This is a genomic window from Janthinobacterium sp. GW823-FHT01H08, from assembly GCF_058797855.1.
The window spans coordinates 2396199-2410602 of sequence record NZ_CM179504.1; the positions used below are offsets into that span (position 1 = coordinate 2396199).

10 protein-coding genes and 5 tRNA genes are annotated in these 14404 nt (G+C 61.1%); 12 read left to right on the plus strand and 3 right to left on the minus strand.

The window, feature by feature from the left end:
• The first annotated feature begins 90 nt into the window (after window positions 1-90).
• The 3 genes from apbC to AC3RCG_RS10710 all read left to right on the plus strand — a co-directional run bounded on the left by apbC (window position 91) and on the right by AC3RCG_RS10710 (window position 3623).
• Entirely contained in the window at window positions 91-1179 is a 1089-nt protein-coding gene (gene apbC / locus AC3RCG_RS10700) for an iron-sulfur cluster carrier protein ApbC (RefSeq protein WP_070219730.1), read from the plus strand.
• 219 nt (window positions 1180-1398) lie between these two features.
• Window positions 1399-1806 carry a DUF4399 domain-containing protein gene (locus AC3RCG_RS10705; RefSeq protein WP_492405066.1) on the plus strand — a complete coding sequence of 136 codons (408 nt, stop codon included), beginning with the start codon at window positions 1399-1401 and terminating at the stop codon, window positions 1804-1806.
• A 137-nt stretch (window positions 1807-1943) separates the two neighbouring features.
• Complete coding sequence (locus tag AC3RCG_RS10710; protein ID WP_492405064.1) at window positions 1944-3623, plus strand: alkaline phosphatase family protein; 1680 nt, start codon at window positions 1944-1946, stop codon at window positions 3621-3623.
• Window positions 3624-3746: 123 nt separating this feature from the next.
• Here AC3RCG_RS10710 and AC3RCG_RS10715 read toward each other — a convergent pair whose 3' ends face one another.
• Together AC3RCG_RS10715 and lysA are read right to left on the minus strand one after the other, a co-directional pair.
• A complete protein-coding gene (locus tag AC3RCG_RS10715; protein ID WP_070288871.1) occupies window positions 3747-5312 on the minus strand; it encodes a phospholipase D family protein in 1566 nt (521 codons plus the stop codon).
• Between the two features lie 63 nt (window positions 5313-5375).
• A complete protein-coding gene (lysA, locus tag AC3RCG_RS10720; RefSeq protein ID WP_492405062.1) occupies window positions 5376-6614 on the minus strand; it encodes a diaminopimelate decarboxylase in 1239 nt (412 codons plus the stop codon).
• A 143-nt stretch (window positions 6615-6757) separates the two neighbouring features.
• Here lysA and AC3RCG_RS10725 point away from each other — a divergent pair, with 143 nt between their 5' ends.
• From AC3RCG_RS10725 to AC3RCG_RS10755, 7 genes are all read left to right on the plus strand, one after another.
• A complete protein-coding gene (locus tag AC3RCG_RS10725; RefSeq protein ID WP_492405060.1) occupies window positions 6758-7669 on the plus strand; it encodes a LysR family transcriptional regulator in 912 nt (303 codons plus the stop codon).
• A 70-nt stretch (window positions 7670-7739) separates the two neighbouring features.
• A complete protein-coding gene (gene gltX / locus AC3RCG_RS10730; RefSeq protein WP_070288874.1) occupies window positions 7740-9146 on the plus strand; it encodes a glutamate--tRNA ligase in 1407 nt (468 codons plus the stop codon).
• Window positions 9147-9282: 136 nt separating this feature from the next.
• A tRNA-Ala gene (locus AC3RCG_RS10735) sits at window positions 9283-9358 on the plus strand.
• Window positions 9359-9412: 54 nt separating this feature from the next.
• Window positions 9413-9488 (plus strand) — tRNA-Glu (locus AC3RCG_RS10740).
• Window positions 9489-9622: 134 nt separating this feature from the next.
• A tRNA-Ala gene (locus tag AC3RCG_RS10745) sits at window positions 9623-9698 on the plus strand.
• A 37-nt stretch (window positions 9699-9735) separates the two neighbouring features.
• A tRNA-Glu gene (locus AC3RCG_RS10750) sits at window positions 9736-9811 on the plus strand.
• Between the two features lie 46 nt (window positions 9812-9857).
• Window positions 9858-9933 (plus strand) — tRNA-Ala (locus AC3RCG_RS10755).
• A gap of 419 nt (window positions 9934-10352) precedes the next feature.
• Here the strand turns inward: AC3RCG_RS10755 and AC3RCG_RS10760 are convergent.
• A complete protein-coding gene (locus AC3RCG_RS10760; protein WP_409028762.1) occupies window positions 10353-11288 on the minus strand; it encodes a LysR family transcriptional regulator in 936 nt (311 codons plus the stop codon).
• Between the two features lie 204 nt (window positions 11289-11492).
• Between AC3RCG_RS10760 and lhgO the strand changes: the two genes are divergently transcribed.
• Window positions 11493-12698 (plus strand): L-2-hydroxyglutarate oxidase, encoded by a 1206-nt coding sequence (lhgO, locus tag AC3RCG_RS10765; protein WP_070290416.1) that lies wholly within the window; start codon window positions 11493-11495, stop codon window positions 12696-12698.
• A gap of 103 nt (window positions 12699-12801) precedes the next feature.
• Window positions 12802-14115: an MFS transporter gene (locus tag AC3RCG_RS10770; RefSeq protein WP_492405057.1), complete on the plus strand. Its 1314-nt coding sequence runs from the start codon at window positions 12802-12804 to the stop codon at window positions 14113-14115.
• The last annotated feature ends 289 nt before the right edge of the window (window positions 14116-14404 follow it).

Sequence of the window (14404 nt, forward strand, 5' to 3'; positions counted from 1 at the left end):
CCGGCAAGTGATGCTTTTGCCGCCATCGCGCCATGCAAATTTGCGCTAGACTGCGCGTATTGCACATATGTAGTACACACGGAGATTTACATGAGCATCACAGTAGAAGACGTCAAGGCCGCGCTGGCCCAGGTTATTGATCCAAATACACATAAAGATTTCGTTTCCAGTAAAACCGTCAAGAATCTGAAGGTCGATGGCAGCGACATTTCGCTCGACATCGAACTGGGCTACCCCGCCAAGAGCCAGATTGACCTGATCCGCAAATCCGTGCTGGCCGCGTTGCGCGTGCTGCCGGGCGTGGGCAACGTCAGCGTGGGCGTGTCGTCGAAGATCATTTCGCACACGGTGCAGCGCGGCTTGAAGCCGATGAGCAACGTGAAAAACATCATTGCCGTCGCTTCCGGCAAGGGTGGTGTTGGCAAATCGACCACGGCCGTCAACCTGGCCCTGGCTCTGGCGGCCGAAGGCGCCACCGTCGGCATGCTGGACGCCGATATCTATGGCCCGTCGCAGCCGATGATGCTGGGCATCAGCGGCCAGCCGAAGACGCTGGACGGCAAGAGCATGGAACCGATGGAAAACCACGGCCTGCAAGTATCGTCGATCGGTTTCATGATCGACCCGGACGAGCCGATGGTGTGGCGCGGCCCCATGGTCACGCAAGCCTTGCAGCAGTTGCTGGACCAGACCAACTGGCGCGACCTCGATTATCTGATCGTCGACATGCCGCCAGGCACGGGCGACATTCAATTGACCCTGTCGCAGAAAGTGCCCGTCACGGGCGCCGTCATCGTCACGACGCCGCAGGACATCGCGCTGCTGGACGCGCGCAAGGGTCTCAAAATGTTCGAGAAGGTCGGCATCCCGATCCTCGGCGTGGTGGAAAACATGAGCACGCACATCTGCTCGAACTGCGGCCATGCGGAAGAAATCTTCGGCGCCGGCGGCGGCGCGAAGATGTGCGCGGACTTCGGCGTGGAATTCCTCGGCGCCTTGCCGCTGACCATGGCGATTCGCCAGCAGACGGATTCCGGCACGCCGACCGTCGTGGCCGAGCCGGAAGGCCCCGTCGCCGTGATCTACAAGCAGATCGCCCGCACCATCGCCATCAAGGTGGCGGAAAAGGCGAAGGATATGACCAGCAAGTTCCCTAGCATCGTCATCAAGAACGACTAGTGGCTGGGTGGCCTTGCAAACCTACTGCGCAGCTCACTTTCGGGTCGGCGTTACTCACCGTACTAAAGTACGGTTGCGTTACTCAACCCGACATTGAGCTTGCTCGCTACGGTTTTCAAGGCCACCAGTGGCACCATTGGCTTAACTCGTCCCCGGCGCCATTACCGCCAGGAATATGGTTTCATGCAGTCCGTGTTGTTATTAACAAGAGGAGACATCATGCAATTGACTACCGTATTCCTGCGCCAGGCCGCAGTCCTGCTTGCCGGCAGCCTGCTGGCCGCCAGCGCCTTCGCCCAATCCGTTTCCTTCGTCGAGCCAGTCGATGGCGCGACGGTGACGAGCCCGTTCAAAGTGAAATTTGCCGTCAGCGGCATGGACGTCAAGCCGGCCGGCGACATGACGGCCAAGACGGGCCACCATCATTTGCTCATCAATACAGGGCCGATGAAGGCGGGCGAGATGATCCCCATGGACGAAAAGCATTTACATTTCGGCAAAGGTCAAACGGAAACGGACGTCACCTTGCCGCCGGGCCAGTACACGCTCACCATGCAGTTCGCCAATGGCGCGCACCAGTCGTATGGGCCGGAGTTAAGCAAAAGCATTAAAGTGACGGTCAAGTAAGTCAGATATATTGTCTGTGTCGGCAAAGGCCGGGTTCCAGCGATGGAGCCCGGCCTTTTCATATTGTTGCTTCTTGTCATTGTTGTGTCATATAGTCGGCGTATGCTGCCCGGTGGCCTAACTTTTGATGAGTGGATATGACGAAACATTTCTCCCTTTCCCGGCAACTGGCGCAGGCGCTGCTGCTGGTCACTAGCGTGGCGGCTTGCCAGGCATATGCGGCCAAGGCCGTACCCATGACTGCGGCGCAGCCGAAGCTGGTCGTGGTGCTGGTGGTCGATGGCTTGCCGCAAGAGCAGGTAACGCGCTACCGCGAGCAGTTCGGCCAGGGCGGCTTCCGCCGCCTGCTGGAACAGGGCGCGTGGTTCAGCGATGCGCACCAGGCGCATGGCATCACGGTTACCGCCATCGGCCACTCGGCCGTGCTGTCGGGTGCCTACCCCTACCAGCATGGCGTGATCGGCAATAACTGGATCGATCCCGTTACGAAAAAATCCGTGTATTGCACCGAAGATGGCAATTTCCATTACATCGGCGAAGAGACGAAGCCGGACGACGGCACCGCGCCGACCAAGCTGCGCGTGAGCACCCTCGGCGACGAGCTGCGCTATGCCACGGGCGACAAGGCCAAGGTCGTCACCGTGTCGGGCAAGGACCGCGGCGCCATCCTGCTGGCCGGGAAAACGGGCACGGCCTATATGTACATGGAAAAGACGGGCAACTTCGCCAGCAGCACCTATTACATGCAGCAGCACCCGCAATGGGTGCAGCGCTACCAGGCGGCCAAACCGCAGGACCGCTACTACGGCAAGAGCTGGACGCCGCTGCTGGCCGACGGGGCTTATGTCAACGATGCGCGCGACGATCTGGTGGCGGCCAAGCCGGGCACGCGCAATACCTTCCCGTTCGCCTACTACAGCGACAGCGGCCAGCTCGATGGCGAATACTACAGCCGCTTGAAGTCCGGTCCCTTCCTCGATGAGCTGACCCTGGAATTTGCCCGCGCCGCCGTCGATGGCGAGAACCTGGGCCGCAACCCGGCCGGCGTGCCCGACATCCTGGGCGTGAGCCTGTCCGCGCACGACTACGTGAACCATGCCTACGGCCCGGAAAGCAAGATGTCGCACGACCACCTGCAGCGCCTGGACCGCATGCTGGCCGGCTTCTTTCTTGATCTCGATAAAAAAGTCGGCATGGACAACGTGCTGGTGGTGCTGACGGCCGACCATGGCTTTGCCAACGTGCCGGAATTTACGGAAGCGCGCGGCGGCTTTACGGCCAAGCGCATCGACGGCGACAAGCTGGTCGCAAGCCTGAACCAGCACCTGGCGACAAGCCTGGGCGTGGATAAGCTGGTGACGACGTCGTCGCTGCCGAATATCTATCTCGATTACGCGCTGGCGGAAAAGGGCGGCGTCCATCGCGCTGCGCTGGAAGACGCAGCGGCCCGCTTCCTGCTGCAGCAGGACGGCCTGGCGCAAGTCTACACGCGCACGCAGATGGAAACAGGCGCCGTGGCCACGCGCATGGATACCCTGATGCGCCGCGCCTGGAACCGCCAGCTGTCGGGCGACCTGATGGTCGTCACAAAACCGGCCTGGTACTTCGGCAAGGGCGTCGGCGGCACTTCGCACGGCACGCCGTACACGTATGACACCAACGTGCCGCTGATGGTCTTCGGTCCCCGCTGGATCAAGCCGGGTGCCTATGGCCAGTACGCGGAAGTGGTCGACATCGCGCCTACGCTCGCCCATTTGCTGCGCATACGCCAGCCGTCGGCGTCGGAAGGGCGGATTTTGACGGAGGCGGTGCGGTAAGGGGCGGTGCTGCGCGCTTGTCGGCTTACGCGCTTTGCGCTAACCCGACCTACGATGACCTTGTAGGTCGGATGACGCGGGGCGCAGCCACGCGTCATCCGACAACATCGTCGGCAAAACCGCTTACAGCAGCCAGTCTATCGGCAGCACCGACAGAATCGCCACCCCCATGCGCTTCCACACGCTGGTGCCCGGTTCCGTGTCGTAGCGCGTGGCGGCGCCGCTGGCGTCGCGGGCGATCCAGTACAGTGCGCCGTCGTCGCCAAGCAGCACCTGGTAGGCGCGCTGCGGGATGGTGGTGCGCATGGCTAGCCCCAGCTGGCTGGCCAGCGCGGGGCTGTCGATGACGAGGCCCATTTCCGTATTCAATTCGATCGAGCGCGGATCGAAATTGAACGAGCCGACAAAGATGCGCCGGTCGTCGACGGCAAAGGTCTTCGCATGCAGGCTCGATGCGGAGCTGCCGAAGCGGCCCGGCTGTTCGCGCGCGTCGCCGGCCTCCCACGAGCGGCGCGACTCGTACAGCAGCACGCCCGCTTCCAGCAGCGGTTTACGCCATTTTGCATAACCCGCATGCACGGCCGCCACGTCGGTCGCTTCCAGCGCGTTCGTCAGGATGCGCACGCCCACGCCTTTTTTCGCCAGGTCGGCAAAGGCTTGCGTGCCGGACTTGCCGGGCACGAAATACGGCGATACCAGATCCACTTCCTTTTCCGGCACACCGAGCAGGTTTTGCAGGTTTTCCGCCACGCGCGTGCCGGGCCTGGCCTGGTCCAGCACCTTGGCCGGGTCGTCGCTGACCATGCGCGTCCTTGCCCATTCGAAGGGCAGGGTGCGTTCCATCATCTGCTTGACGAAGGGCGAGGTGCGCAGCGCCTGCACGTATTCTTCGGCCGCCCTGGTGTCGTCGATGCGGTCCGCCTCGGCGGCGATGGTGGCCGCGTCGCCATCGACAGGGCTGGTCAGCAGCATTGCGGCCGGGTAGGCCGAGGCGCTGTTCCAGTAGCGGTCGAAATCCTGCGAGACCTCGCCGACGACGGGGCCGATGGCCAGCACGTCCAGGTCGGCGAACAGCACATCGCCGGCCGCGCCGAAGTATTCATCGCCCACGTTGCGCCCGCCCACGATGGTGGCGTGGTTGTCGGCCGTGAACGATTTGTTGTGCATGCGCCGGTTGAGGCGCGAAAAATCGGTGGCGAAGGCCAGCGCGCGCGGCGCGCGGGGCACGAAGGGATTGAACAGGCGGATTTCCAGGTTCCGCTGCTTGCCCAGCATGGACAGGGTCTGGTCCAGGCCCGCCGTGTTGTTATCGTCGAGCAGCAGGCGCACGCGCACGCCTCGTTCGGCCGCCTGGCGCAAGGCATCGAACAGCAGGGTGCCCGTGATGTCCTTGTGCCAGATGTAGTACTGCACGTCCAGGCTGCGCTGGGCGGCGGCGGCCAGCAGGGCGCGCGCGGCAAAGGCGTCGCGCCCGTCGACCAGCGGGTAAATGCCGGACACGCCGGGATGCTGCGCCACCATGGGCGCAATGGCCGTGGCCAATTGGGTGTGGTGTGTGTCGGCGATGACGCTGGAGGAGATGCGGCCGTCCAGCGAGGGCAGGGAAGCGCAGCCGGCGAGGACGGCGGACAGCAGCAGCGGCAGAAGCAGCCGGGTGGCGCTGCGGAAGGGAAGTGCTTGGGCGGGCATGGCGGGCTTTCATCGAGTTGCCCCGATGTTAGCAGATGCGCATGCCCGCACGCGGGCGAGGATTTACAGTTGTTCCAGCGCGATCAGCTCGGCAACCGTCTGGCGCCGGCGGATCAGGCGGGATTGCGCCCCATCGACCAGGTATTCGGCCGCATGCGGGCGGCTGTTGTAGTTCGACGACATCGACGCGCCATACGCGCCCGCGCCTTCGAAGACCACGTAGTCGCCCACCTGCGCTGCCGGCAGCTGCCGGGTTTCCACCACGCCGCCATCGCGCTGGGTGAAGACGTCGCCCGATTCGCACAGGGGGCCGCCGACGACGGTGGCGTGTTGCTCATCGAGAGCGCGGCCGTCGTGCGCGATCACCGACATTTCATGGTAGCTGCCGTACATGGCGGGGCGCATCAGTTCATTGAAGCCCGTATCGAGCAAGGTGAAGTGGTTGCCGCCCATTTGCTTGGTGGCGCGCACTTCGGCCACCAGCAGGCCCGCATCGGCCACGAGGAAGCGGCCAGGTTCGATTTCCAGGTGCACGCGATGGCCCAGGTGCGCCTCGATCTGCTTGCGCGCCGCATCCCACAGCTGGAAGTAGTGGTCCGTGTCGACTGGTTGCTCGCCTTCGCGGTACGGCACGGACAGGCCGCCGCCCGTGGAAATGGCTTCGATGTCGTGGCCCATGTTCTTGACCAGGTCGACCATGGTGCCGCAGACGGTTTCCAGGTGGCTGTAATCGACGCCCGAGCCGATGTGCATGTGCAGGCCCACCAGGTGCAGTCCGTGGGCGCGAATGACGGCCAGCGCCTCCGGCAGCTCTTCGTACCAGATGCCGTGCTTGCTGTTTTCGCCGCCCGTATTCGTCTTGTTGCTGTGGCCATGGCCATAGCCGGGATTGATGCGCAGCCAGACGCGGTGGCCGGGCGACACGGGGCCCAGCTGGCGCAGCATGTCGACGGAGCCGCAATTGACTTCAATTTTTGCCGCCGCCACGCGCGCCAGGGTGGCGCGGTCGAACAGGTCGCAGGTGAACACCAGGCCGGCGGCGCCGTTCGTTTGCGCCGGCGTAAAGCCTGCCTGCAGCGCGCGCTCGATCTCGCCCAGCGAGACGGCGTCCACGTGCACGCCTGCTTCGCGCATCAGGGTGAGCAAATGGATGTTCGAGTTGGCCTTTTGCGCGAAGCGCACGGTGTCAAATTGCGCCAGCTGCGCGATGCGCGCGCGGATGGTGGCCGCGTCATACACCCACAGGGGCGTGCCGTGTTCCTGGGCGAGTTGGGCGAGGGTGGCGTCTGGCACTGGTTTCATGGCGGTGGTCTTTGTCATTTTATGGAGGGGTGTCGGATTACGCGCTTTGCGCTAATCCGACCTACGTTCCGATCATGATGGGGGTTTTCTGTGTAAACATAAAATATCCATTTAAGGTGACCTTATTCATTTATGATATGGCTATGACCATCTCATTGCGCCACATCGAGGTTTTTCGGGCCATCATGACGACGGGCAGCGTGACGGCCGCCGCCGCCATGCTGCACACCTCGCAGCCCACCGTCAGCCGCGAGCTGGCGCGCCTCGAGCACTTGACGGGCCTGACCCTGTTCGAGCGCGAACGGGGGCGTCTGCGCCCCACGGCCCAGGCGCTGCAGCTGTTCGAGGAGGTGCAGCGCGCGTATTTCGGCCTGGAGCGCATCGTCAGCACGGCGGCGGCCCTGCGCCAGTTCGACCAGGGACAGTTGTCGATCGCCTGCCTGCCCGTGTTTTCCCAATCCTTGCTGCCGCAGGCGTGCAAGCGCTTCGTCGCCGACTTTCCCAAGGTGAGCATCAGCATCACGCCGCAGGAGTCGCCGCTGCTGGAAGAATGGCTGTCGGCGCAGCGCCACGATATCGGCCTGACGGAAGTGGGCAATGCGCCGCCCGGCACCGTGCTCGATGCCTTGATGTCCGTCGACGAAGTATGCGTGCTGCCCGACGGTCATGCGCTGGCTGGCAAAACCGTGCTGGCGCCGGCGGACTTCGCGGGCCAGCCTTTCATCAGCCTGGCCGCCGTCGACCCGTACCGCCAGCAGATCGACGCCATCTTCGCGCAGGCGGGCGTGGAGCGGCGCATGGCGCTCGACACGCACAGCGCCGCTTCCGTGTGCGCCATGGTGCGCGAAGGCGTGGGGCTGGCCATCGTCAATCCGCTCACGGCGCTCGACTATGCGGGGCAGGGCTTGCAGATCCGCCGCTTTGCCGTGTCCCTGCCGTTCACCGTGAATCTCGTGAAACCGTTGCACCGGCCCTTGTCGCAGCTGGTCGCCCTGTTCGAGCAGGCGCTGCATGCGCAGGCGGACGAGGTGAAAAGGCGCTTGCTGCAGCTGTGACGGCGCTTGTGGAGCGGCGGCGGTCAACAGAGTAAAATGGCGTTTTACTTATTCAAGCCTGATTACTTCGATGACTACAAACGCTACTCCCGTCCGTACCCGTTTCGCTCCCAGCCCGACCGGCTATCTGCACTTGGGCGGCGCCCGCACCGCTTTATACAGCTGGGCGTATGCCCGTCACTTCGGCGGCACTTTCGTGTTGCGCATCGAAGACACGGACGTGGAGCGTTCCACGCCGGAAGCCGTGCAAGCCATCATCGAAGGCATGAAGTGGCTGGGCCTGGACCATGACGAAGGCCCGTTCTACCAGATGCAGCGCATGGACCGCTACCGCGAAGTGGTGGCGCAGATGCTGGCCGAAGGCACGGCCTACCATTGCTATTCGTCGCCGGAAGAAGTCGAAGCGATGCGCGAGCGCATGCGCGCCGCCGGCGAAAAGCCGCGCTACGACGGCACCTGGCGCCCGGAACCGGGCAAGACACTGCCTGCCGTGCCAGCGGACCGCAAGCCCGTCGTGCGCTTCAAGAATCCGCTCGATGGCGACGTGACGTGGGACGATGTGGTCAAGGGCACGATCACGATCTCGAACCGCGAACTGGACGACCTGGTGATCGCCCGTCCTGACGGCACGCCGACGTACAACTTCTGCGTGGCCGTCGATGACTGGGACATGGGCATCACGCACGTGCTGCGCGGCGACGATCACGTCAACAACACCCCGCGCCAGATCAACATCCTGCGCGCCATCGGTGCACCGCTGCCGCTGTATGGCCACCTGCCGATGATTTTGGGTTCGGACGGCCAGAAGATGTCGAAGCGCCGCGATGCCGTCAGCGTGATGGATTATCCGGCGCAGGGCTTCCTGCCTGAATCGATGCTGAATTACCTGGCGCGCCTGGGCTGGAGCCATGGCGACGATGAAGTCTTCTCGGTGGCGCAGTTCTGCGAGTGGTTCAACCTCGAGCACCTGACCAAGTCGGCCGCGCAGTTCGACCTGGAAAAGCTCAAGTGGCTCAATAATCAGTACATCAAGCAGGCCGACAATACCCGCCTGGCCGACCTGGCGCGTCCGCACATGGTCGCCGCCGGCGCCGTCTTCGAAGGCGCGCCGGATCTGGCGCAAGTGCTGGGCATGATGAAAGAGCGCGCCAACACCGTCAATGAACTGGCTGACGCTTCGATGCTGTTCTTCCGCGAGCCGCAGCCGGAAGCGGAACTGGCAGCGCAGCACATCACGGATGCCATCAAGCCCGTGCTGGCGCAGTTTGCCGAGCGCATCGCCACGGTGGAGTGGAGCAAGGAAGCCGTGGCCGCCATGATCAAGGAAGTGCTGGCCGCCAACACCATCAAGATGCCGCTGCTGGCCATGCCTTTGCGCCTGATTCTGACGGGCCAGCTGCAGACGCCGGCCATCGATCAGGTGGTGGTCATGTTCGGCCGCGACACCGTGCTGGCGCGCCTGGCAAAGTGGCTGTAATCGCTGTTCTGAAATAAGCGCTGGAATAGCCGTAAAAATAGCGTGCGGAAACCGCCCCTATGAAAAGTTGCTCATAGACGAAAAAGGGTATTTGCAGAGTGAAACTTCTTTGCTATACTCTTGTTTCTGCACCAACGGGGGTATAGCTCAGCTGGGAGAGCGCTTGCATGGCATGCAAGAGGTCAGCGGTTCGATCCCGCTTACCTCCACCAGCAGCAATGATGTTGCTTGTTGAAGTGGTGCAGATGTTGTTTGGAAGTTCCGCGGTCCCCATCGTCTAGAGGCCTAGGACATCACCCTTTCACGGTGAGTACAGGGGTTCGAATCCCCTTGGGGACGCCAGGTAGTTGTGGTATAGTAGTGGCAGTTGTTTGTACTGATTGTTGTAAGTTCAGGCCCGTAAAAAACGGAATCTGGATGGAAAGCAAGTAGTGGAACAAAGTCGCCAAGTGCGGCTTTTATTATTTCTGCGCCCGGGGGGTATAGCTCAGCTGGGAGAGCGCTTGCATGGCATGCAAGAGGTCAGCGGTTCGATCCCGCTTACCTCCACCAACAGCGCAGAAGTAAGGTAGTAAACTGTAGTTCCTTGGTCCCCATCGTCTAGAGGCCTAGGACATCACCCTTTCACGGTGAGTACAGGGGTTCGAATCCCCTTGGGGACGCCAGTTCAGTCTGGTGTTGTAGTAAGAAGTAGCAGTGTTTCTGCGCCCGGGGGGTATAGCTCAGCTGGGAGAGCGCTTGCATGGCATGCAAGAGGTCAGCGGTTCGATCCCGCTTACCTCCACCAACAGCGCAGAAATCACGTGATAATCAAAGTCGCCTCGGGCGGCTTTTTTTATTTCCGCAACACTTCCCGCCATACCCGACAGGGGAGTGTGGCGTAGGTCGGATTAGCGTAGCGTAATCCGACAGCACCATCTTCTGAAGCCAGCATCCGTATCCATGCCGCCTCCACCAACAGCGCATAAATCACGTGATAATCAAAGTCGCCTTGGGCGGCTTTTTTTATTTCCGGACTCTTTTCCGCCATACCCGACAGGGGAGTGTGGCGTAGGTCGGATTAGCGTAGCGTAATCCGACAGCACCATCTTCTGAAGCCAGCATTCGTATCCATGCCGTCTCCACCAACAGCGCATAAATCACATGATGACCAAAGTCGCCTCGAGCGGACGAGGTGGCCAGCGGGCGGCGCATGGCCGGCAGTTATCAGCGTTCCGTTATGCTGCCCAGCGGTCGCGATAGATCGGCAGTGAAGTCGACATATTGGGTGGAAAGCCCGCGTAGCTGGTCGAGCAGTGGACGGTTGTCTCCGCGCCGCCACTGAAAAGAATAGATTACCGGTGCTGGCATTTCGGCGGCGGCGAGCGGGAGCAGCAGACCCTGGTCAACCAGCTTTTGACTCCAGCCAGTGGGCAGTATGCCGATCCCGACAGAGGCAATCAGCATGCCGGCAATGGCCCCCCAATTATTGCAACTTATACGCTCAACGGCAGCGATGCCGTGAGCCAGTAGCCAGTCATCAATCAGTCGCGTGGTGCCAGCTGATGGCGGTAAGGCAACGATGGGCTGTCCAGCGTCAAGTAAATCGGCGGCACCACGTAAGCCAGGCGGGCTGTCAGATACAGCCAGGGTTGGCGCGGCAAGCCAGATGAATTGTGCTTGGCTGACTGGTTGCGACAGGATGCCGTGGTGCGATGAGCGTCCGGCAATGATCGCAAAATCGAGCTCGCCCTTGGCGACACGGCTTTCCAGAACTGAGCCCACGTCGACATAGGGTTCGAGCGTCAATTTGGGATGCAGTGCCCGGACTTGCGCAATGAACTGCGGTAGCCAGGTCAGCGCGCTGAGTTCGCCAACACCAAAGGTGCAACGGCCAACTAGCCCGGCAGAGGGTGTGAAGGCGGTACGTATTGCGGCGGCGTCATCGAGCAGCGCCAGCGCGCGTGGCAGCAATGCCTGGCCTGCATCGCTGAGTACGGCGCGGTGGCCACTCCGGTCGAACAGATTGATGCCAAGCGCTTCCTCCAGTTCTGAAATGCGCTTGGAGAGAGACGATACGGACAAATGCAGGCGTTCGGCGGCAATCGCAAAGTTGGCGCAGGTGGCGGCCCAGTAGAACGCTTCGAGTTGCTTTAAGGTCATGGACATCACTTGTTCTCTTTTTTCGAAATTAATTGTACATAATTTTTCGCTTTTATCTAAATTGTGCTTGATCAAAAATGCTTGACAGGGCAAATCGCGTCGGTGCCAGGCGTTGGGCGGGCGGCTTATGCAGGCCCTCGCCCTTCGCCAAAGTGATGCATGTAGCAGTGAAATGACGAGTTTGCTATTTTTTTGAGAGGCGCAATGAACAAGAAGCGTTATGCAGTTATCGGCGGGGGGATAAATGGCCTCGCAGTCGCACGTCAGTTATTGTTGGATTTTCCCGACGCCACGGTGGTGCTGTTCGAAAAGGAGGCGAGTGTCGCCAGTCATCAGTCCAGCCACAATTCGGGTGTGGTCCATGCCGGTCTGTACTATGAGCCGGGGGGGCTCAAGGCACGACTTTGCAGGCGCGGGGGCGAATTGATTGGCAACTATTGCCGCGACAATGCGATCCCCTACGACGAGTGCGGCAAAGTTGTCGTCGCGCTACAAGAGGAAGAGTTGCCTCGCCTGGAGGCGATTTATCGGAAAGCGCAGGCCAACGGTGTGCCTGGCGTGCGGCTGATCGGCTCAAATGAGCTGCGCGAAATCGAGCCCAACTGCATCGGCCTGGGCGCCTTGCATTCACCGAAAACGGCGATTGTCAGTTACGGTCAAATTGCGGCCCGAATCGCCGATGAAATCAGGGAACGTGGCGGGCGCATTTGTCTGAATTCGCCGGTTGAGCGCCTGCTTGAGCAAGGCGGCGAAGTACGGGTTGAGCTTGCAGACGGAGAGGTCTTCGATACGGTATTCGATCAGGCAATTGCCTGCGCGGGTTTGCAGTCAGATCGCCTGGCAGAGCGTTCGGGCGATCAGGACACGCCACGCATCGTACCGTTCTTCGGCCAGTATTACGTGATCGACGAGGCTTTCAAGTCGCATGTCAAAGGCTTGATCTACCCGGTGCCGGACCCGCGCTTTCCTTTTCTCGGGGTGCATTTCACAAAGCGTATCGACGGACAGATGACGATCGGCCCGAATGCTTTCATATCCTTCGGTCGCGAGAACTATGACGGCCGCAGCATGAACCTGGCCGACATCTTCAATTTTGCCAGCTACCCCGGCTTTTGGAAGTTTGCTGCCCGTAACCTGCCGGCGACGCTTCGGGAACTGAAGACTGTGGTCAGCGAGGCGAGCTTTGTCCGCGAGGCGGCGCGCTATGTGCCGACGCTTGCCTCGGTCGGTATTGTTCCGGCGGTTCGTGGGATCCGTGCCCAGGCAATGGAGGCCAATGGTGCGCTGGTTGACGATTTCGTGATTCGCCAACACGGCAACATTACCCACATCCGCAATGCACCGTCACCAGGGGCGACATCGTCGCTAGCCATTGCTGAATACATTGTGCGTGAAGTGATGAGGCGCTGAGTTTGCGTAGCGGACAACGTACGGTTGTCTGTCGCCCCCCAGCCAGCCCCAACTCGAACGCTCTAGGCGAAAAATAAAAAAATTAATTCATGAAGGAGACATTTTGAACATTCAAAAAACGGAACAGGAAACCCCGGCACAGACAAAAAGTCGTTTGCGCAAAGTGGCGGCAGCGACCATCGTCGGCTCAATGCTGGAGTGGTATGACTTTTATCTTTACGCGACGATGGCGTCGATTGTCTTCAGCAAGGTCTTCTTCGATACCTCGGACCCGGCGAATGCATCGCTGCAAGCCTTTGCCACCTTCGCCATCGGCTTTGTGGCGCGACCGATCGGGGGGCTGTTCTTCGGCTACTTCGGCGACCGCTACGGGCGCAAGAAAATGTTGTTCGTTACTTTCTGTATGATGGGCTTGTGCACGACCGCCATTGGCCTGGTTCCTTCCTACGCCAGCATCGGCGTTTGGGCGCCCCTGTGCCTGGTGCTGATCCGCATTGTGCAGGGCCTGGGCGCCGGTGCTGAACTGGCGGGAGCGGCGGTAACTTCCTACGAACATGCGGCCGACAACAAGAAGGGACGACAAGGTGCGTGGCCTGCATTGGGGCTGAACCTTGGCCTGTTACTGTCGTCGCTGACCGTTTATCTGCTGACCTTCAATGGCGACAAGTTTTTGCTTGCCGGCGGCTGGCGCATTCCCTTCATCCTCAGTTTCGTGCTGGTACTGGTTGGGCTCTGGGTGCGTGGGAGTCTGCCGGAAACGCCAGAGTATCACCACTTCGAGGAAAGCCATCGCCAGAAGAGGCCGTTCCGCGAATTGTGGAAAACCAATCTCAAGGGCCTGGGCGTCGTCTTCTTTGTCGCCATCGGTTACAACGCACTGAGCTATGTCTTCAAGACCTTCTCGCTGGCCTACCTGACCCAGTTCAAAGGCATTTCGGCCAGCGTGACATCGCTATCGGTGACACTGGCCAGTCTGGTCGCAATCTTTACCGTCCCGCTCTTCGGCTATCTGTGTGACAAGTTCAGCAGCAAGAAGCTGCTGATCGTCGGCGGCCTGCTGTCAGCATTGTTCGCGTACCCGTTCATGCAGTTGCTCGACAGCGGCGAGAACAGGCTGATTTACCTGGCGCTGATCGTCGGCACCGGGGTGCTGGCGCCGATGATGTTCGCCCCACAGGGGTCTTTCCTCAGTCGCCAGTTTGCCGTGCAAAACCGCTCGACGGGGGTCGGTTCGGGGCGTGAAATCGGCACTGCCATTGCCGGCGGTATTGCCCCGTTGTGGGCGTTATCAATGGTTGCCCAGTCCGCGACTCGTGACACGAGCGCCGTGGCCTTGATGCTCACGTGCTCCGGAGCGATCGTCGCATTGGCAGCATACTTCGACCAAGGTTATCGCTTCAGCCATTACAAGAACTGATGGTCAACGCGGCGGGCCAGGCTTGCTCAGCTCCTCCCGCCGCCCAACCCTTGTATGACGCGGGTTTGGGCCAGTGCAAACGAAGGGGGGGGGGGCAAGAGGCTTTCCTTTTGCTGGCCTGGCTGCTGTTGCCGAGGACCTGTACCTCGCCCGCGCAGCCGATCGATTGCACATTGAGCAATCGCCGCCGGGAACGGTTTCCTCCATGGAAAATAAGATGCGCCTGCGGTTGATTTTATGAATGGCCCCGTGCTATACTTCGCGCACGCTTTTTTGAGGGGCTAAGCAA